The following is a 19,464-nucleotide window of genomic DNA, read 5'->3' on the forward strand; positions in this document are numbered from 1 at the left end:
AAAATAAGATTGCTTATTCTCGTCAGCTTTACAATTCAGTAACCAGCAACTACAATGTCAAAATGGAGACTTTCCCAAGCAATGTCATTGCAGGTATGTTTGGCTTCAAAGCAGCAGACTTCTTGAAGACACCAGAGGAAGAAAAGGCTGTTCCTAAAGTGGATTTTAGCGATTTGGGGTAGGTGGCGACTATGTTGTTTGACCAAATTGCCAGCAATAAAAGGCGTACTTGGGTTCTCCTCGTCGCCTTCTTTGCTCTTTTAGCTTTGATTGGGGCTGCTGTCGGCTATCTTTGGCTCGATTCTCCCTTTGGTGGGATGGCCATTGCTTTCATCATCGGTGGTATTTATGCTGTCAGTATGATTTTTCAGTCCACCGAGATTGTCATGTCAATGAACGGTGCGAGGGAAGTTTCCGAGCAGGAGGCGCCTGAACTCTATCACGTTGTGCAGGATATGGCCATGGTGGCACAGATTCCTATGCCTCGGGTCTACATCGTAGAAGATGCCTCGCCTAATGCCTTTGCGACTGGCTCAAAGCCTGAGAATGCGGCCGTGGCTGCGACAACTGGATTGCTTGCTCTTATGAATCGAGAGGAGCTTGAAAGTGTGATGGGGCATGAAGTCAGTCACATTCGTAATTATGATATTCGCATTTCGACGATTGCAGTGGCGCTTACAAGTGCTGTCACAATGCTGTCTAGCATGGCTGGGCGCATGATGTGGTTTGGCGGTGGCAGCCGTCGACGAAGCGATCGGGACAATGACAATGGCTTAGGAATTGTTTTGATGATTGTCTCTCTACTAGCTCTTCTTTTGGCGCCGCTTGCTGCAACATTGGTGCAGTTGGCCATTTCTCGTCAACGTGAGTACCTAGCAGATGCTTCAAGTGTTGAGTTGACCCGCAATCCTAAGGGCATGATCAATGCCCTGCTGAAGTTAGACAATAGCCAGCCCATGGAGCACCATGTAGATGACGCCAGTGCAGCTCTCTACATCAATGATCCGAAGAAAAAGGGTGGCTTGCAAAAACTCTTCTACACTCACCCACCAATTTCCGATCGGATAGAAAGATTGAAAAATATGTAAGAAGGAAGCCGAGGCTTCCTTCTTTTTTGTATGGAATTGCGACGGTTTTTACTCTAGTTGTTTTTGAGGCTGAGCAGAAGGCAGACACTACCAAGCAGAGAGAAGACCAACCAAGCGCTTCCCATATTCCAAAGGCCGAGACTAGTGAAAAGCATGCTTCCTAGCGGAATGGAAAAGGTAAAGAGCATGGTGAGAAAGTTGGAGGTTTGGGCTAATACTTCTGGAGGAAGTTTACTCAGCAGCATGCTGTTGATTTTAGGATTGATTTTTCCAGAGATGTACATGAGAAAGGTAAGAAAGAAAATTCCTAAGAGAGCAGGAGCTTGGAGTAAATTGCTGATGCCTAAGAGGAGGAGAGCTAGCGAGCACCAAACGACGAGTCGAATCAGGGAGAGCTTGGAAAAATAATCATTTGAGAAGGCACTGGCAGAGATAATCCCAACCACTGTGCAGGACTCGATAATGAGCAGAGACTGGCTCAGGTTTAGTCCCCAAAATGGGTGATCCAATAAATAGAGATTATAGAGTCCCATGATGGAGCCGGCCAGTGCGTTTAAGAGGAGGACTTGAAGCAGCACTAGCAAGAAGTTTCCGATTTTTTCTTGTTCAAAAATCATTTGGACATTCTGGTAAAGGTCTTTCATTTGTTTTTTGAAAGGAAGCTTTTCCTCTGCAACAGCAGGAGCATCATGGGTAAGTTTTTGGCGAATCAGATAGAGAGTGTTTGAGGAGAGCAGGAAGCAGAGGGCATTGATGAGGGCGACCATAGCGAAATTCTGCTGGCTGATACTAAGTAACCAGACTCCTAGAGCTTGCCCAGCAAAATTTCCCAAAAAAGTGAGAAGTTGAGTGAAAGAGTAAGCTTCCATCAAATCTTTCTCTTCTATATTTTTCTGTAAGATAGGCATCTGTAAGCCACTGCGATAGTCGCTGATAATGTCAGAAAAGATATTGAGAAAGCAGACGGTAGCAAAGGCTAGGTAGGAGGTAGACTTGGTCAGGAGGGCGACTAAGATGAAGAGGAAGGCCTGCAGATAACCTAGATGAATAAGCCAGCGAGCCTTTTGACGGGTTTTATCAGCTTTCATCCCGACAAAGACTGTGAAAAAGGTAGGAACAAGAACGATAAAATTGGCAATACCAACGGCAAACTTAGGTTGGGGCATGCTAGAAGCAAATACGATAAAGACGATATTATAGATAGAAGAGCCTAGGATATTAAATATCCGTGACAGACTGATGAAGGCAAATAGTCTATTTTTTAAAGCAAGTTTCATAATAAATCTCCTTTGGGGACGAATCAATTTCGGAATGTGAAAGAATTCCAACTCGCAATGCATTGGTAGTTATGATTATAGCAAAATGTGGCATGCCCGCAAGGCCCTTTCGCTGACTGGTAGAAGCTGGTAAGCTAAGTGGTAGATTTCTAAAAGTGACTTGCAAAAGCTATAAGGTAGCCTGTCAAAAGCTGATATATTCTTTTAGATTTTTTTTTATACATGAATGTGATATAATAGATAAGATATGACAAAAGAATTTCATCACATTACTGTACTTCTTCATGAAACGATTGACCAGCTTGATGTTCGACCAGATGGCATCTATGTTGATGCGACCTTGGGCGGAGCTGGTCACAGCGAGTATCTTTTGAGCAAGCTGGGAGACAAGGGGCATTTGTATGCCTTTGACCAGGATCAAACTGCGATTGACAATGCCAAAAAACGTCTGGCTCCCTATATTGAGCGGGGCATGGTGACCTTTATCAAGGATAATTTCCGCAATCTCAAGACTCGTTTGAATGAAGTAGGGGTCGAGAAGATTGATGGAATTTGTTATGACTTGGGCGTATCTAGTCCGCAGCTGGATGAGCGGGAGCGCGGTTTTTCTTATAAACAGGACGCTCTGTTGGATATGCGGATGAATCAAGAAGCTGCCTTGACAGCTTACCAAGTTGTGAATCACTATCCTTACAAGGACCTAGTCCGTATTTTTTTCAAATATGGCGAAGATAAGTTTTCCAAGCAGATTGCCCGTAAGATCGAGCAGGCGAGAGCAATCAAGCCCATCGAAACGACGACAGAGCTGGCCGAGATTATCAAATCAGCCAAACCTGCTAAGGAACTGAAGAAAAAAGGCCATCCAGCCAAGCAGATTTTTCAGGCTATTCGGATTGAAGTCAATGACGAGTTGGGGGCGGCCGATGAATCCATTCAGCAGGCTATTGACTTATTAGCTGTAGGTGGTCGTATTTCAGTGATTACTTTTCATTCGCTGGAGGATCGCCTGACTAAGCAACTGTTTAAAGAGGCCTCAACCGTAGATGTTCCCAAAGGTCTGCCTTTCATTCCAGATGATTTGCAGCCCAAGCTGGAGTTAGTTTCACGCAAACCCATTTTACCAAGCAAAGAAGAATTAGAAGCCAATAATCGCGCCCATTCTGCGAAATTGCGCGTGGCTAGGAAGGTGCATGAGTAAGTTTCATGGCAGAAAGAAAGCAACACCCTATTCAAAAACGGATTCGGAAATTTTCTCGAGTCGAAAAAGCCTTCTATGGCTCCATTATTTTAACAGCGATTATCCTTGCAGTCAGTATTGTGTTTATGCAGACCAAGCTGCTGCAGGTCAATCATGATTTGACTGAAGTTAATGCTCAGATTGAGTCAGAGCAGGCTGAATTGGATAATATTAAGCAAGAAGTGAATGAATTGACACGTTATGAAAGGCTGTCCCAGTTGGCCAGCTCTCAGGATATGAAACTCCAAAAAGGAAATCGTAAGACAGTGAGTACAACCAATGAGTAATAGATTTTTAAAAAACATTCAGCGATATGCTTTAAAAAATAGACAGACACCCGAATACAATCGAAGAAGAGTGGGAAAAAGCATGAGTGCCTTAGCTGTCTTTCTTTTTTTCATTTTCTTAATTAATTTTGCGACGATTATCGGGACAGATCAGAAATTTGGTGTTAATTTGTCAAAAGGTGCTAAGCAAGTACACCAAAAGACAGTCGTGGTCGCTGCCAAGCGAGGAACCATCTATGACCGCAACGGTGTCCCGATCGCTGAAGATGCAACGACCTATAACATTTATGCCGTTATTGATAAAAATTACAAATCCGCCGCTGGCAAAGTCCTCTATGTAGAGGAATCCCAGTATGAAAAGGTTGCTGAGATTCTTAATCAACATCTAGGAATGGATAAGGACTATGTTAAGCAGCAGCTTGCGCAAAAGGATTTAAAGCAGGTTTCTTTTGGTTCTCAAGGAAATGGGATCACTTATAGTACTATGACCTCTATCCGACAAGCGATGGAGAAGGAAAAGATAGAGGGAATTGATTTCACAACTAGCCCTAACCGCAGCTATAGTAACGGTATCTTTGCTTCGCAATTTATCGGTCAGGCTCAGATGCAAGAGGATAAAGATGGTAACAAAACTCTTGTAGGGAAATCCGGTATGGAGCAGTCGCTAGACCGTATCTTAGGTGGTCAGAATGGTCTGGTTACCTATGAAAAAGATAGCAAAGGGAACATCATCCCAGGTTCAGAGGAAGTTTCTGTTAAGACAGAAGACGGAAAAGATGTGTATACAACCCTCTCTGCCCAGCTACAGACATACTTGGAAACGCGGATGGATGCCTTCCAAGAAACAGCTAAAGGAAAATTTGTCAGTGCGACTTTGGTCAGTGCTAAGACAGGCGAGATTCTAGCAACGACTCAGCGTCCGACTTATAATGCGGATACCAAAGAGGGTCTGAATGTAGATCATTTGAAAACTTGGAATAATTTCCTTTACCAGACGCAGTATGAGCCTGGATCAACGATGAAAGTTATGACTCTAGCCTCAGCGATTGATAATGGATCCTTTAATCCAACCGGAACATACGATAACTCGGAATATAAGATTGCAGATGCTACCATCCGCGACTGGGATGTAAACATGGGGTTATCAACAGGACAAGTCCTGACCTATGCTCAAGGTTTTACTTACTCTAGTAATGTTGGGATGACACGCATTGAGCAAGACATGGGAGATGCCAAGTGGATAGACTATCTATCAAAATTCAAATTTGGCTTACCGACTCGTTTTGGTATGGGCTATGAAGAATATGGTGCCTTGCCTACAGACAATGCTGTAACCATTGCTATGAGTTCCTTTGGACAAGGGATTGGGGTAACCCAAGTGCAGATGTTACGTGCCTTTTCGGCTATTTCAAATGATGGTGTTATGTTAGAGCCGAAATTTATCTCTGCTATTTATGATTCACGAACGGGTAGTGCCCGTAAATCCCAGCCAGAAATCGTTGGTCATCCAGTTTCAGGAAAAGCAGCGAAAACGACTCGGGACTATATGATTCAGGTTGGAACGGTCCCTTATTATGGAACACTGAATATCGGCGGAGAACCGGTTATCAAGGTTTCTGGGCAAGATGTGGCCGTGAAATCCGGAACAGCCGAGATTGCGTCAAATAAGGGCTATTTGGAAGGGGAGAATAATTACATTTACTCCGTGGTAGCCATGACGCCAGCTGAAAGTCCTGATTTCATTATGTATGTTACTGTTCAGCAGCCTGAAGTTAAATTTTCACCACTTTTCTGGCAGGAAGTTGTCAATCCAGTCTTGGAAGAAGCTGTGGCACTTAAAGATAGCTTGAATCTAACTGGCGATAGCCCTGCTTTGGAATTGGTTGAAAAAGAAACAACCTACAAAATGCCATCTATCAATGGTTTGACCAAACAACTGAAGTTAAAAGATCAAATTAGCCCAGGAGGCTTGGCTGACGAGCTTCGCCGCAATCTAGTGCAGCCCGTCATTTTAGGAACAGGTAGTGAAATCAAGAAGATTTCTGTAAAAGAAGGGCAAGAACTAAAAGCCAATCAACAGATTTTGATTTTAAGTGATAACTTTGAAGATTTGCCAGATATGTATGGCTGGACCAAGGAAAATGTGGAGCAATTTGCTGAATGGCAAGGGCTGGAAGTCAATTTTAAAGGCAAAGGCTCAAAAGTTGTCAAACAGAAGGAAAAGGTCAATACAGACCTGAAAAAATTGAAAAAAATAACCGTTACATTGGGAGACTAGCATGTTAACAGCAATTATTGCAGGAATTCTGACCTTTATCCTAACCCTTGTTGGGATTCCTGCCTTTATCCGTTTTTATCACAAGGCTCATATTTCAGGCCAGCAAATGCACGAGGATGTTAAGCAGCATCAGGCTAAGGCTGGAACGCCGACGATGGGGGGAACCGTCTTTCTGGTTGCTTCTGTTTTGGCTAGTTTTGTGACAGCTTTGCTTTCCCAACAACTATCCAATGGCTTGATTATGATTCTCTTTATCTTGGTTCTCTACGGAATCGTTGGCTTTTTGGATGATTTCCTCAAGGTCTTCCGTAAGATCAACGAAGGCCTGAATCCTAAACAGAAACTAGCTCTGCAGCTGGTGGGGGGAGTTATCTTTTACTTCTTCTACAATCAGCACGGGGCAGGTGACTCTCTCAACGTCTTTACGATTCCAGTGCAGCTAGGCTTCCTCTATATCTTCTTTGTCCTCTTTTGGCTGGTTGGTTTCTCCAACGCTGTCAATTTGACTGACGGAATTGATGGCTTGGCTAGTATCTCTGTTGCGATCAGCTTGGTGGCCTACGGTGTCATTGCTCTGGAGCAGAAGCGCTTTGACCTTCTGATTGTCATTATCAGCATGATTGGTGGTTTGCTAGGCTTTTTTGTCTTTAACCATAAGCCGGCTAAAATCTTTATGGGGGACGTGGGTAGTCTTGCCTTGGGTGGTATGCTTGCAGCCCTCTCCATTGCCTTGCACCAAGAGTGGACCTTGCTTCTCATCGGAATCGTCTATGTATTTGAAACGACTTCTGTTATGATGCAGGTGACTTACTTCAAGCTGACGGGTGGTAAGCGGATTTTCCGTATGACGCCAGTCCATCACCACTTTGAGCTTGGTGGCTTTTCTGGTCATGGCCAGCCTTGGAGTGAATGGAAGGTCGACTTCTTCTTCTGGGGCGTAGGCCTCTTAGCTAGCTTGCTGACTTTGGCCATTCTATATTTGTAATATGAAGGTGGGTGTAAGCCCGCCTTTTCTTGTCCTGAGCCGAGCAGAAAAGATATTTTTTTGGTATAATAGATAGGATTAAGAGTAAACAGAGGAAAAAATGAAATTTACAGAATTTAACTTTAAAGATTATATTCAGGCAGCCCTCAAGGACCTGAACTTTGTGGAGGCGACGGAGGTTCAAGAAAAGCTGATTCCGGTGGTATTATCTGGCCGAGACTTGGTCGGGGAGTCCAAAACCGGATCAGGTAAAACTCACACCTTCTTGCTGCCTATCTTCCAGCAATTAGATGAAGAGGCGGACAGTGTTCAAGCGGTGATTACAGCACCCAGCCGAGAATTAGCAACCCAGATCTATCAGGCAGCCCGTCAGCTGGCTAGCTTTTCAGAGCAAGAGATTCGAGTGACCAACTATGTCGGCGGAACTGACAAGGCTCGTCAGATTGGCAAGCTAGAGTCCAGCCAGCCCCATATCGTTATTGGAACGCCGGGGCGGATTTATGACTTGGTTGAATCAGGTGATTTGGCCATCCACAAGGCTCATACTTTTGTCGTGGACGAGGCTGATATGACGCTTGATATGGGCTTTTTGGAGACGGTCGACCGGATTGCGGCTCGCTTGCCTAAAGACTTGCAGTTTTTAGTTTTCTCGGCTACCATTCCGCAGAAGCTCCAGCCTTTCTTGAAAAAATACCTATCTAATCCGGTCATGGAGCAGATTAAGACTAAGACGGTGATTGCCGATACCATTGATAACTGGCTCCTGTCAACCAAGGGGCGGGATAAGAATGCTCAGATTTATGAAATTAGTCAGCTTCTCCAGCCTTATCTGGCGATGATTTTCGTCAATACTAAGACTCGAGCGGATGAATTGCAGGCCTATCTAACTGCGCAAGGTCTAAAAGTGGCCAAGATTCACGGTGATATCCCACCACGGGAGCGCAAGCGCATCATGAATCAGGTCAAGAATCTTGATTTTGAATACATCGTAGCGACAGACTTGGCAGCTCGAGGGATTGACATCGAGGGCGTCAGCCATGTCATCAATGATGCCATTCCGCAGGATTTGTCTTTCTTTGTCCACCGAGTTGGTCGGACGGGACGAAATGGTCTTCCCGGCACAGCCATTACCCTCTATCAGCCGAGTGATGATTCCGATATTCGAGAGTTGGAAAAGCTGGGCATCAAGTTTACTCCTAAGATGATCAAAAATGGGGAATTTCAAGATACCTACGACCGGGATCGCCGTGCTAATCGGGAGAAGACCAAGGAGAAGCTGGACACAGAAATGATTGGTCTAGTCAAGAAGAAAAAGAAAAAAATCAAGCCAGGCTATAAGAAGAAAATCCAATGGGCGGTTAATGAAAAGCGCCGCAAGACCAAGAGAGTTGAAAATCGTGCACGTGGTCGAGCAGAACGCAAGGCTAAGCGCCAGACATTCTAGCCATAAATTCTTTTTATGGCAGATATAGAAAAATTATATTTTAAAGACCAGTGAAACTATGATAGACTAGGATTACTGGTCTATTTTATTATCATTTCCCACTTAGCTATTAAAGGTTTAAAGATTATCTATTCTTGATGCCAAATAGTTTGCATCTGGGTCAAATTATGATAGAATAATGCATTATCGAGAAAGAGAAGTAATTGAAATGTTTACAACTTATATCCTAGCTGCAAACTGGTATGAAGAGCTTTTGAAGCTCCTGCCAGACGGCAAATTATTTAGTTTACGGGCTGTTTTTGATGCCATTCCAGTAATTCTGAAAACCTTGCCTGTCACACTTTTGTTGACGCTGGGTGGGGCATTTTTTGGCATCATCTTGGCCATGATTTTCGCAGTGGTTAAGATTAACCGCACAAGAATTTTGTATCCTATTCAGGCTTTCTTTGTGAGCTTCCTCCGTGGGACGCCCCTTTTGGTTCAGCTCATGTTGACTTATTTTGGGATTCCGCTCCTGCTGAAAGCTATCAATCAAAAATATGGGACAGCTTTTAATATCAATGCTATTCCTGCCTCAGTCTTTGCAATTATTGCCTTTGCTTTCAATGAAGCAGCCTATGCCAGTGAGACGATTCGGGCAGCCATTCTTTCGGTAGATCCGGGTGAGATTGAAGCGGCTCGCAGTCTGGGAATGACCAATCGCCAAGTTTATCTGCGGGTCATCATTCCTAATGCAGCAGTTGTGGCAACACCGACTCTGATCAACTCCCTTATTGGCTTGACAAAGGGAACATCTCTGGCCTTTAGTGCGGGCGTCGTAGAAGTCTTTGCCAAGGCTCAGGCTATCGGTGGCTCTGATTATCGTTATTTTGAGCGCTTTATTTCCGTTTCCATTATTTACTGGATTGTCAATATCGTGATTGAGCAAATTGGCCGTGCGATTGAAAAAGCTATGGATATCAAGGCGCCAGCCAATCTGGATAAAATGGAGCAAGCGCAAGGAGGTAGGATTTGATGATTAAAATTTCCCAGTTAAGTAAGGAATTTTCTGGCCAAAAGGTCTTGGATAATCTAAATTTGGAAATTCAAAAAGGCGAAGTCATTGCTCTAATAGGCTCCTCAGGTGCTGGTAAATCAACCTTCCTGCGCAGCCTTAATTATCTGGAGCAGCCAGACAGCGGAAGGATTGAAATTGATAACTTCAAGGTGGATTTTTCAACTATTTCACCAGATGAAATCTTGACGCTGCGTCGAAAATTGGCCATGGTTTTCCAACAGTTTAATTTATTTTCCCGTCGGACGGCTCTGGAAAATGTCAAGGAAGGTTTGCTGGTAGTCAAGAACTTGTCTGACCAAGAAGCGACTAAAATCGCCAAGGAAGAGTTGGCAAAGGTGGGCCTGTCTGATCGTGAGAATCATTATCCTAAGCATTTATCAGGCGGTCAAAAACAGCGGGTGGCTTTGGCGCGGGCCTTGGCCATGAAGCCAGATGTTCTCTTGCTGGATGAGCCGACCTCAGCCCTTGACCCAGAGCTAGTCGGTGAGGTAGAGAAATCCATTGCCGATGCTGCTAAAGCAGGACAAACCATGATTCTGGTCAGCCACGATATATCTTTTGTTTCTCAGGTAGCAGATCGGGTGCTTTTCTTGGATAAGGGACATATTATCGAGTCAGGTAGTCCAGAGGAGATTATCAACTATCCCAAGGAAGCTAGAACCAAAGAATTCTTTGCTAGTTACAAACGGACTTATATTTGATATAATAGAAAAAGTGAAAGCTCAGTTGGCTAGACCAGCTGGGTTTGTTTTCGACTAGAACCTTTTTAAGGCAACTGATTATTTAGGAGCTGACATGTTAATTAAGATTTTTTCTCTCTATATCCAAAGTCTCATCTATACGACGATTCTGGTAGGACTTGCCGATGGCTTTTGGCTTCTATTGCAGAGACTTGGTCGTAAGGATCGAACGCTTGCGGTAGGCCAAAGCCAAATTTACGATCTTCTTTTGATTACAATTATGACGATTCCAATTTTGTCTTTTGCGATTTTTGGTTTACTGGTTGTTCTTAAAGCTTAAATACTTGTAAAAGATTAGTTAGTTTGTTAGAATAAAAGTAGTTACAACAAAGAGAAAGGAAAAGATGATGTACGATACAATGATTATTGGAGCTGGTCCTGCGGGAATGACAGCAGCCCTCTATGCAGCTAGAAGTAATCTTAAAGTGGCCCTACTTGAACGCGGTATTTATGGCGGACAGATGAATAATACTGCGGAGATTGAAAATTATCCCGGGTATGCCCGTATCAGCGGACCAGAGCTGGCTGAGAAAATGTTTGAACCCTTAGAAAATCTAGGCGTAGAGCATCTATTTGGTCAGGTTGAAAAAATTGAAGACCATGGCGACTATAAGAAAATCATTACTGAGGACGAAGTATTTGAGACTAAGACAGTGATTTTAGCATCTGGTGCCAACCATCGTCATCTAGGAGTTCCTGGCGAGGAAGAATACAATAGTCGTGGCGTTTCCTACTGTGCGGTCTGCGACGGTGCCTTTTTCCGTGATGAGGATCTCTTAGTGGTCGGAGGCGGCGATTCTGCCGTTGAAGAAGCGATTTTCCTCACGCGCTTTGCAAAGTCTGTGACCATTGTTCACCGTCGTGACCAATTGCGGGCGCAAAAGCTCTTGCAGGAGCGGGCCTTTGCCAATGAAAAAATCAGTTTTATCTGGGATTCCGTCGTAAAAGAAATCAAAGGAGACGACCGCAGGGTAACCAGTGTGGTTTTTGAAAATGTAAAAACGGGGCAAAGCAGCGAGTCAGACTTTGGTGGCGTCTTTGTTTATGTCGGCCTAGATCCTGTTAGCGATTTTGTCAAAGATCTGGGTATTTGCGATGAAGCTGGTTGGGTTGTCACGGATCAACATATGAAAACGGCTATTGACGGCATTTATGCTATTGGTGATGTTCGTCAGAAAGACCTGCGCCAAATCACCACAGCCGTTGGAGACGGAGCAGTAGCAGGCCAAGAAGTTTATAAATACATTACTGAGCATTAAAGAGGAAGAGGATGGGAATAAGATCAAAAAATGATTTATTTTTGATCTTTCCCATCTCTTTTTTATTTTTGTTTACGAATTACATAATAGAAAGAATAGGTTTCGATTCAGTTTTGGATTAAGCGAAACAAATTTGTTACCAATTTGTAATAATTATCCTATTATGCTACAATAAAGGTGTGCAACTCTAAAAAGGATGGAGAAAGCGTATGAAAACAAAAGGATTAGTTTATCTAGCTAGTACAGCTATTTTATTAGCAGCCAGTGCTAATAGCGTTTTTGCTGACGAAACAAATCAAGCAGCAAATGATAGGCAGCAAACGGAGCCTTCAGTTGCTGTGACTAATCGAGATGCTTCTAAACAGTCTGAACCAGCTAGCAAGCCTTCAGAAGTAGATTCTGAGACAAAGAAAGATAGTGGTGTATCTGAAGCTTCTTTAGGCAAAGACGAAAAAGTCGCTTCAAGTTCCTCTGAAAAGGAGGGTAACTCGCCGATTGAACAGCCTAAGAACGATTTGGCAACAGTCCCTTCTGAAGACATTTCTTCAGGGAGAGCTTCATTTAGATCTGTGACAGCTTCTTCTGATAAGCCACAAGAAGCAGAAACAAGGGCAGAATCTGAGCCAAAAGCGAGAGTTTCTCGTGCAGTTGATGACAAGCCTCAAGGCACTATCAATATTACAAATGTTGATCCAAATGCGGGTACCTTCGATGTGTATGTAACCAACATTTCATCTCCTAAGCCCATCAAAAAAGTCGCCCTACCAACTTGGTCTAGCGTGAATGGTCAGGATGATATTATCTGGTACGATGCTAAACGACAAGTGGATGGCACCTATAAAATTAGCGTTACAGCTCGTGATCATAAGATGTCCACAGGTGAGTACAATATCCACCTCTATTATCTCTTGGAAGATAATCAGTTGGTCGGTGTAGGCGGTACAAAAACAACTGTTACCATCGGCAAACCACAAGGAAAAATTGATATTGTCAATAATAATCCAGATACAGGCAGTTTCGATGTTGTTGTCTCAGGAGTTTCTAATCCTTATGGTGTGAAAAAAGTTGTTGTTCCTGTTTGGTCTAGTGTCAATGGTCAAGACGATTTAGTCTGGTATGAGGCGCAGCGCCAGACCAATGGCAATTACACTGTCACAGTAAAAGCTTCTCACCACAAGAACTCTCTAGGTGAGTACAATATCCATCTCTATTATGTTCAGGATAATGGCCAGTTGGTCGGTGTAGGTGGTACAACGACTACAGTTTCTAAGGCTCAGCCTAAAGGAACGCTGAAAATTGAAAACAATAATCCAGATACAGGTAGTTTCGATGTTGTTGTTTCTGGTGTTTCCAGTCCTTATGGCGTCAAGGAAGTCAAGTTACCGACCTGGTCCAGTGATAAAGGTCAAGATGACCTGATCTGGTACACAGCAGTCAAGCAGGCGGATGGTACCTATCGGGCAACCGTCAAAGCAGTAAATCATAAGAAATCAACAGGCGAATACAATGTCCATCTCTACTATATTCAAGATGATGGTCAGCTGGTTGGTGTAGGGGGTACTCGAACAATAGTTAGCCTATCTCACCCTAAAGGAACCTTGAAAATTGAGAACAACGATCCAGCTACTGGTAGCTTTGATGTCGTTGTCTCTAACGCTTCCAATCCTTTTGGTGTCAAGGAAGTCAAGCTGCCGACTTGGTCTAACGATAAAGGTCAAGATGATCTAGTCTGGCATACAGCAATCAAACAGTCTGATGGTACTTATCGAGCTCGCATTCAGGCTCGCGATCACAAATATTCTTTGGGAGACTATACTGTTCATCTTTACTATATCCAAGATGACGGCCAACTAGTCGGTGTAGCAGGTACCCAGTTCAGTTTAGCAGCCAAGCCTAAAGGAAGCTTGGAAATTGAAAACAATAATCCGGATACGGGCAGCTTCGATGTTGTTGTGTCTGATGTTGTCAGTCCTTTTGGTGTCAAGAGCGTGCATCTGCCGATTTGGTCTAGTGATAAAGGCCAAGATGATATTGTTTGGTATACAGCCACCAAGCAGTCCGATGGCACCTACAGGGCTAGCATTCAAGCCCGCAACCATAAGATGTCCACTGGTGAGTATCATATCCACCTCTACTATCTTCAAGATAATGGCCAGATGATTGGGGTTAGTGGCACAACAACCACTGTTTCTGTTGCTAAACCAAAGGGAACTCTCACGATTGCCAATAACAATCCAACAACAGGTAGTTTTGATGTTGTCGTGAGCGGAGTGAGCAGTCCAGAGGGAGTTCGTGAAGTGCTTCTGCCAACTTGGTCTAGCACTAATGGTCAGGACGATATTATCTGGTATCGAGCAGTCAAGCAAGCTGATGGTACCTACAAGATGAATATTAAGGCGAGCGACCATAAATATTCTACAGGTGAGTATAATGTTCATCTCTATTATGTAGGGAATAATGGCCAGTTGGTCGGAGTTGGAGGAACCAAGACGACAGTATCTCTAGGAACCCCGAAAGGTAAGCTGACCATCCAGAACAATAATCAACAGACAGGTACCTTTGAAGTGGTGGTTTCTGAAGTCGAGAATGCTTATGGAGTCAAGGAAGTCAAATTGCCAACTTGGTCAAGTGCTAACGGTCAGGACGACATTATTTGGTACACAGCAGTCAAGCAAGCTGATGGTACTTATAAGGCACAGGTCAATCTACGTGACCACAAGTATTCTACAGGTGAATACAATATCCACCTCTACTATGTTCAGAATAATGGCCGTATGGTCGGGGTTGGAGGCACGAAGACAACAGCGAATGTAGCTTCAGAACACATTAAGCCAACGGGTCAAATCACCATTAAAAATAATAATCCTCGATTAGGCACGTTTGAAGTTGTAGTGACCAATGTTTATAGTCCAAAAGGAGTCAAGGAAGTCAAATTGCCAACTTGGTCAAGTGTCAATGGTCAGGATGACATTGTTTGGTATCGGGCTCAAAGGCAAGCGGATGGTAGTTATAAGGCCCTAGTACGCACCTCTAGTCATAAATATTCTACTGGGGAATACAATATTCACCTCTATTATGTTCAAAATGATGGTAGTTTGGTAGGCGTTGGTGGAACGACTACAACAGTCAGCAGAGGAGTTTATGATACGCCATATTATTCACAACGTGATCCTAGATGGGCTGGTTTATATTATGGAAAATATAATTTAGCAGCTACTGGCTGTGTTCCTACCACATTAGCAATGACTATTTCTGGTATTACAGGTCAAACTGTTTTACCAACAACCGTAGCGGACTTCCTTTATCATCATACGGACTCCTTTAACAAAAATGGTCTATTTGGAACGTCAAGTAAGGGGATTGTCCAAGGGGCACAAAACTGGGGACTGACCACAGATGTCTTGCATTCATCAGCAGCACTTAAAGAAGCTTTGGCAGCAGGCCATCATGTCATGGCGGCTGTTGGTAATAGCGTCTTTGCTAGCTATCCTGTTACCCATGAGATAGTCTTAAGAGGCTATCAAAATGGCCAAACACAGGTCTATGATCCTTATAATGCTAATAATAACGGTTGGTACTCAGTGGATTATATCTTTGGTTCAAAGAGCGGAGCGCCTGAAGATAATACAGAAGGTTCACCATTTATCTCTGTGAGAGCTTAGATTGCAGCTGGTCACAAAGCAATTTATATGGGACTTTAGCACATTTTAGTATGCTAACAGTACCTACATTCAGGAGGTTGGGACAAAAGAGTTCCAGCCTCTTTTTATGGCTAGATTGCAAATATCGTACAAGAAAAAAACTCACAGAGTCTCAACTTGTGTATACTGTAAGTCGTTAGACTAACAGCCCTACTTGGAGATTCTATGAGTTTTTATCGTCTTATCATATTGGAAGATGATTGCATCTTCATCTTGAATACTTTCAAAAGTGCCAGTTGCAACTTATGTCCTAACGAATGCCATTCCGAGCACACTTCCCCAATAATATTTCCATCTTGTTTTTTCAAGGTATTTTTTGAATGCGATCAATTCATCGGACTTATTCTTGAGCACCTCGTCACATACAAAAGGATACAACTTAAATGCCAAATAACTAATTTGGTCCCCCTTCTGTAGCCCTTTGGCACTAGTTAGGAGCTCTTCCCGTAGCTTTGAGCTAATGATGATACTATCGTTATTATAGATCCTATCAATCTGTTGGTAGTATTCATCTCTCTTCTTGCGATTTTTAGTAAAGATCATAACTAAGATCTCCTTACAAGTTTAAATATATAATTAGCCAGATAAAAACAAGAAAACTAGACAGTGGAGCTCACAATCCTTGGATCGTATCATTCCACAGTGGATCACATAATAATAGTATTGTCCTAGCAGATTTGAGAGTTTCCTGCACTTCATAAGGCAGGGGTGAATATTTGATTTTATGTCATTATAGCAAATATTTCTTTACTTATCAATTTTAAATGTGTAATCGCCATTAAAATTTTGATAATAGAAGCAAAAGACCTATAGTGTTTAAGGAGAACAGTTTGCTGGTCATTCGCTGCTATCAAAAGCTAGTATAAACGAAGAAAAAAAGTTCTTAGCCCGCTAGAAGAAGTTTAAAGAATTGGTCTGGATGGAGCAGATTGAGAATTGAGCAGAGTGATTTGGTCTATAGACCTTTTTCTCTAAGTGCGATTCCCTGCTTCTGCAATTAGCATTTTAAAAAATTCTCTTTTAGTGGTATAATAAGGGTAATATCTTAGAGAAAAGAGTTCATTTATGACAAATTATGCCGTTATTTTGGCTGCGGGTAAGGGTACTCGCATGAAATCAGATTTACCAAAGGTATTGCACAAGGTAGCAGGAATTTCCATGCTAGAGCACGTTTTCCGTAGTGTTAGCGCGATTGAGCCTGAGAAGACTGTTACTGTTATCGGGCACAAGGCGGAACTGGTCGAGCAAGTCTTGGCAAGTCAGACAGAGTTTGTCCGTCAGACTGAGCAACTGGGAACTGGTCACGCGGTTATGATGGCCGAGCCTGTTTTGGAAAATCTAACTGGTCAAACCTTGGTCATTGCTGGCGATACTCCCCTGATTACGGGAGAAAGCTTGAAAAACCTGATTGATTTTCATATCAATCACAAGAATGTTGCGACAATCCTGACTGCTGAAGCCGACAATCCTTTTGGCTATGGCCGTATCGTGCGCAACCAGCACGGAGAAGTGATCAAAATTGTTGAACAAAAAGATGCTTCAGATTTTGAGCAGCAAATCAAGGAAATCAATACGGGGACTTATGTCTTTGACAATGCCCGTCTCTTTGAAGCTCTCAAAAACATCAATACTAATAATGCTCAAGGCGAATACTATATCACAGATGTGATTGGTATTTTCCGCGAGAATGGCGAAAAAGTCGGTGCTTATACGCTGAAAGACTTTGACGAAAGTCTCGGTGTCAACGACCGCGTGGCTTTGGCGACAGCTGAAAGCATTATGCGCCGCCGGATTAACCAGCAGCACATGATTAACGGTGTCAGCTTTGTCAATCCAGATGCGACCTATATTGATGTGGATGTGGAAATCGCGCCTGAAGTTCAAATCGAGGCCAACGTGACTCTGAAAGGTCAAACCAAGATTGGGGCAGAGACGATCCTGACCAATGGGACTTATATTGTAGATTCAGAAATTGGTCAGCGAGCTGTTATCACCAGCTCTATGATTGAAGAATCTAGTGTTGCAGATGGAGTGACGGTCGGGCCTTACGCTCACATTCGTCCAGGTTCTAGTCTGGCTAAGGATGTCCATGTCGGCAACTTTGTTGAAGTTAAGGGTTCTTCTATCGGCGAAAATACCAAGGCTGGACATCTGACCTACATCGGGAATGCTGAGGTCGGTGCTAATGTCAACTTTGGTGCGGGAACGATTACGGTTAATTATGATGGTCAGAAGAAGTACAAGACTATCATTGGTGACAATGTCTTTGTCGGTTCCAACTCGACCATTATTGCCCCAGTTGAGCTTGGTGACAACTCACTGGTCGGTGCGGGTTCTACTATCACGAAGGACGTGCCAGCAGATGCTATTGCTCTGGGACGTGGTCGTCAGATTAACAAGGAAGATTATGCTAAGCGTCTCCCTCATCACCCTCAAAACAAGTAGGTTCAGTTATGGAATTTGAAGAAAAAACCGTCAAACGGACGGAGATTTATCAGGGACCGATTTTTAAAGTGGTTCAGGACCAGGTAGAGTTGCCAGAGGGTAAAGGTCAAGCCCAACGGGATTTGATTTTTCATAACGGAGCGGTGGCTGTGATTGCGATCACTCCGGAAAACAAGATGATTTTAGTCAAGCAGTACCGTAAGGCGATTGAAGCGACTTCATACGAGATTCCAGCTGGCAAGCTGGAGGTAGGAGAGAATGCAGATCCGCAAGCGGCTGCCCTCCGCGAATTAGAAGAAGAGACGGGCTACACTGGGCAGTTGGAGTTGGTCTATGATTTCTACTCTGCCATCGGTTTTTGCAATGAAAAAATCAAGCTCTACAGCGCCAGCCATTTAACAAAGGTCGAAAATCCTCGTCCCCAAGACGAAGATGAAACATTGGAACTTTTTGAGGTCAGTCTGGAGGAGGCACATCAGTTGCTGCAAAACGGTGACATCTGCGATGCCAAGACCATCATGGCCCTTCAGTACTGGCAACAAAAAAATCTGAATAAATAGGAACGTAGATCAATGGGAAAAGCTTTATTAACAGATGAAATCATTGAGCGGGCCAATCGTGGAGAGCATATTGATGGTCCCTTGCTGATGGACGATGAAGAAACTAAGGTCATTTCTATTGCTAGAAAAGGAACTTTTGGTTATGCTGCTCCACGGCGAGCTGTCAATCAGGATACTCTGCAGATTGAAGTTGAACCGACAGTTATCAAAAGTCGTCGAATCGAAAATCAAAAACGAAGTATTTTTCAGGCTAAGTTAAACAAAATCCTGTTCTGGATTGTGCTTCTTTTGATTGGATTAATTGCGGCCATTATTTGGCTATGATAAAGAAGGGGAGTGACGGAAACGAGAAAATGAAACTCTGCTTCCTCTCCCTCTTTTTAATGTAAAAAGGAAAGAATGAATCATGAAAATCGGAATTATCGCGGCTATGCCTGAGGAGTTGAAGCTGCTGGTAGAGCATCTGGAGATGGCTGAGAAACACCAGCGCCTAGGGCATGTCTACCATACTGGTCGGATTGGCCATCATGAGGTTGTCCTGGTGGAAAGTGGAATCGGCAAAGTCATGTCAGCCATGAGTGTGGCTGTTTTAGCCAATGATTTTGAGGTGACAGCGGTCATCAATACGGGTTCCGCTGGAGCAGTAGCTTCAGGCTTGGAAATCGGAGATGTAGTAGTGGCAGATCGTTTGGTCTACCATGATGTGGACGTGACAGCTTTTGGCTATGACTACGGTCAAATGGCACGGCAACCCCTCTACTATGAAGCAAGCCGTTACTTGGTTGAGGAGATGAAAGCAGTGCTGGAAAAGAACCAGCAGGTAAGCCAAGTCGGCTTGATTGCGACGGGAGATAGCTTTATCGCTGGGCAGGACAAGATTGACCAAATTAAACAACATTTTCCCGATGTTTTGGCAGTAGAGATGGAGGGAGCAGCCATTGCTCAAGCCGCGCATTCTCTTGGTTTGCCTTTTATGGTCATTCGTGCGATGAGCGATACAGCTAGCCATGATGCCAATATCACTTTTGATGAATTTATCCTAGAAGCAGGCAAGCGCTCAGCTGAAACTCTCATTCAATTATTGAATAACTTAGAGTAAAAAAAAA

Annotated in this window: 17 protein-coding genes; 16 read left to right on the plus strand and 1 reads right to left on the minus strand. The window is 43.5% G+C overall.

Annotated elements, in window-relative coordinates; translation table 11 throughout:
• Together SCRDD08_RS12035 and htpX are read left to right on the plus strand one after the other, a co-directional pair.
• On the plus strand, nt 1–182 hold a 182-nt coding region (locus SCRDD08_RS12035), incomplete at its 5' end, for a LemA family protein (RefSeq protein WP_231089374.1).
• A 9-nt stretch (nt 183–191) separates the two neighbouring features.
• The gene (gene htpX / locus SCRDD08_RS09515; RefSeq protein ID WP_061423476.1) at nt 192–1,088 is read left to right on the plus strand and encodes a zinc metalloprotease HtpX; all 897 of its coding nucleotides are present in this window, start codon (nt 192–194) and stop codon (nt 1,086–1,088) included.
• A 53-nt stretch (nt 1,089–1,141) separates the two neighbouring features.
• Here the strand turns inward: htpX and SCRDD08_RS09520 are convergent, their stop codons facing one another.
• Entirely contained in the window at nt 1,142–2,365 is a 1,224-nt protein-coding gene (locus tag SCRDD08_RS09520; protein ID WP_061423477.1) for an MFS transporter, read from the minus strand.
• A 247-nt stretch (nt 2,366–2,612) separates the two neighbouring features.
• Between SCRDD08_RS09520 and rsmH the strand changes: the two genes are divergently transcribed.
• From rsmH to SCRDD08_RS09595, 14 genes are all read left to right on the plus strand, one after another.
• Nucleotides 2,613–3,563 (plus strand): 16S rRNA (cytosine(1402)-N(4))-methyltransferase RsmH, encoded by a 951-nt coding sequence (gene rsmH / locus SCRDD08_RS09525; protein WP_061423478.1) that lies wholly within the window; start codon nt 2,613–2,615, stop codon nt 3,561–3,563.
• A 5-nt stretch (nt 3,564–3,568) separates the two neighbouring features.
• Nucleotides 3,569–3,889 carry a cell division protein FtsL gene (gene ftsL, locus SCRDD08_RS09530; RefSeq protein ID WP_005591835.1) on the plus strand — a complete coding sequence of 107 codons (321 nt, stop codon included), beginning with the start codon at nt 3,569–3,571 and terminating at the stop codon, nt 3,887–3,889.
• The gene (pbp2x, locus tag SCRDD08_RS09535) at nt 3,882–6,167 is read left to right on the plus strand and encodes a penicillin-binding protein PBP2X (RefSeq protein WP_061423479.1); all 2,286 of its coding nucleotides are present in this window, start codon (nt 3,882–3,884) and stop codon (nt 6,165–6,167) included. Before ftsL ends, pbp2x begins: the two co-directional genes overlap by 8 nt.
• A 1-nt stretch (nt 6,168) precedes the next feature.
• The gene (gene mraY / locus SCRDD08_RS09540) at nt 6,169–7,152 is read left to right on the plus strand and encodes a phospho-N-acetylmuramoyl-pentapeptide-transferase (protein ID WP_048764978.1); all 984 of its coding nucleotides are present in this window, start codon (nt 6,169–6,171) and stop codon (nt 7,150–7,152) included.
• Nucleotides 7,153–7,252: 100 nt separating this feature from the next.
• On the plus strand, nt 7,253–8,596 hold the full coding sequence (locus SCRDD08_RS09545) for a DEAD/DEAH box helicase (protein WP_061423480.1): 1,344 nt from the start codon (nt 7,253–7,255) through the stop codon (nt 8,594–8,596).
• 208 nt (nt 8,597–8,804) lie between these two features.
• Nucleotides 8,805–9,611 (plus strand): amino acid ABC transporter permease, encoded by an 807-nt coding sequence (locus SCRDD08_RS09550; RefSeq protein ID WP_061423481.1) that lies wholly within the window; start codon nt 8,805–8,807, stop codon nt 9,609–9,611.
• Nucleotides 9,611–10,354, plus strand: coding sequence for an amino acid ABC transporter ATP-binding protein (locus tag SCRDD08_RS09555; protein ID WP_061423482.1), 744 nt, complete (start codon nt 9,611–9,613; stop codon nt 10,352–10,354). The genes SCRDD08_RS09550 and SCRDD08_RS09555 overlap by 1 nt, the downstream gene beginning before the upstream one ends.
• Nucleotides 10,355–10,448: 94 nt before the next feature.
• Complete coding sequence (locus SCRDD08_RS09560) at nt 10,449–10,673, plus strand: DUF4059 family protein (protein ID WP_061423483.1); 225 nt, start codon at nt 10,449–10,451, stop codon at nt 10,671–10,673.
• A 67-nt stretch (nt 10,674–10,740) separates the two neighbouring features.
• On the plus strand, nt 10,741–11,652 hold the full coding sequence (trxB, locus tag SCRDD08_RS09565; protein WP_061423484.1) for a thioredoxin-disulfide reductase: 912 nt from the start codon (nt 10,741–10,743) through the stop codon (nt 11,650–11,652).
• Between the two features lie 209 nt (nt 11,653–11,861).
• The gene (locus SCRDD08_RS09570) at nt 11,862–15,314 is read left to right on the plus strand and encodes a GBS Bsp-like repeat-containing protein (protein WP_061423485.1); all 3,453 of its coding nucleotides are present in this window, start codon (nt 11,862–11,864) and stop codon (nt 15,312–15,314) included.
• A 1,104-nt stretch (nt 15,315–16,418) separates the two neighbouring features.
• Nucleotides 16,419–17,798 (plus strand): bifunctional UDP-N-acetylglucosamine diphosphorylase/glucosamine-1-phosphate N-acetyltransferase GlmU, encoded by a 1,380-nt coding sequence (glmU, locus tag SCRDD08_RS09580; RefSeq protein ID WP_061423487.1) that lies wholly within the window; start codon nt 16,419–16,421, stop codon nt 17,796–17,798.
• A gap of 8 nt (nt 17,799–17,806) precedes the next feature.
• Entirely contained in the window at nt 17,807–18,358 is a 552-nt protein-coding gene (locus SCRDD08_RS09585) for an NUDIX hydrolase (protein WP_061423488.1), read from the plus strand.
• Between the two features lie 12 nt (nt 18,359–18,370).
• Nucleotides 18,371–18,682, plus strand: a complete 312-nt coding sequence (macP, locus tag SCRDD08_RS09590; RefSeq protein WP_005591846.1) for a cell wall synthase accessory phosphoprotein MacP — start codon at nt 18,371–18,373, stop codon at nt 18,680–18,682.
• Between the two features lie 82 nt (nt 18,683–18,764).
• A complete protein-coding gene (locus tag SCRDD08_RS09595; protein ID WP_061423489.1) occupies nt 18,765–19,457 on the plus strand; it encodes a 5'-methylthioadenosine/adenosylhomocysteine nucleosidase in 693 nt (230 codons plus the stop codon).
• The last annotated feature ends 7 nt before the right edge of the window (nt 19,458–19,464 follow it).

It is taken from the genome of Streptococcus cristatus (assembly GCF_001578775.1).
Lineage (GTDB): Bacteria > Bacillota > Bacilli > Lactobacillales > Streptococcaceae > Streptococcus > Streptococcus cristatus_A.

Bases quoted from the DNA above. Each gene is read 5' to 3' on its own strand.
- htpX (WP_061423476.1), top strand. From the start codon at position 192: ATGTTGTTTGACCAAATTGCCAGCAATAAAAGGCGTACTTGGGTTCTC.
- SCRDD08_RS09520 (WP_061423477.1), bottom strand. From the start codon at position 2,365: ATGAAACTTGCTTTAAAAAATAGACTATTTGCCTTCATCAGTCTGTCA.
- rsmH (WP_061423478.1), top strand. From the start codon at position 2,613: ATGACAAAAGAATTTCATCACATTACTGTACTTCTTCATGAAACGATT.
- ftsL (WP_005591835.1), top strand. From the start codon at position 3,569: ATGGCAGAAAGAAAGCAACACCCTATTCAAAAACGGATTCGGAAATTT.
- pbp2x (WP_061423479.1), top strand. From the start codon at position 3,882: ATGAGTAATAGATTTTTAAAAAACATTCAGCGATATGCTTTAAAAAAT.
- mraY (WP_048764978.1), top strand. From the start codon at position 6,169: ATGTTAACAGCAATTATTGCAGGAATTCTGACCTTTATCCTAACCCTT.
- SCRDD08_RS09545 (WP_061423480.1), top strand. From the start codon at position 7,253: ATGAAATTTACAGAATTTAACTTTAAAGATTATATTCAGGCAGCCCTC.
- SCRDD08_RS09550 (WP_061423481.1), top strand. From the start codon at position 8,805: ATGTTTACAACTTATATCCTAGCTGCAAACTGGTATGAAGAGCTTTTG.
- SCRDD08_RS09555 (WP_061423482.1), top strand. From the start codon at position 9,611: ATGATTAAAATTTCCCAGTTAAGTAAGGAATTTTCTGGCCAAAAGGTC.
- SCRDD08_RS09560 (WP_061423483.1), top strand. From the start codon at position 10,449: ATGTTAATTAAGATTTTTTCTCTCTATATCCAAAGTCTCATCTATACG.
- trxB (WP_061423484.1), top strand. From the start codon at position 10,741: ATGTACGATACAATGATTATTGGAGCTGGTCCTGCGGGAATGACAGCA.
- SCRDD08_RS09570 (WP_061423485.1), top strand. From the start codon at position 11,862: ATGAAAACAAAAGGATTAGTTTATCTAGCTAGTACAGCTATTTTATTA.
- glmU (WP_061423487.1), top strand. From the start codon at position 16,419: ATGACAAATTATGCCGTTATTTTGGCTGCGGGTAAGGGTACTCGCATG.
- SCRDD08_RS09585 (WP_061423488.1), top strand. From the start codon at position 17,807: ATGGAATTTGAAGAAAAAACCGTCAAACGGACGGAGATTTATCAGGGA.
- macP (WP_005591846.1), top strand. From the start codon at position 18,371: ATGGGAAAAGCTTTATTAACAGATGAAATCATTGAGCGGGCCAATCGT.
- SCRDD08_RS09595 (WP_061423489.1), top strand. From the start codon at position 18,765: ATGAAAATCGGAATTATCGCGGCTATGCCTGAGGAGTTGAAGCTGCTG.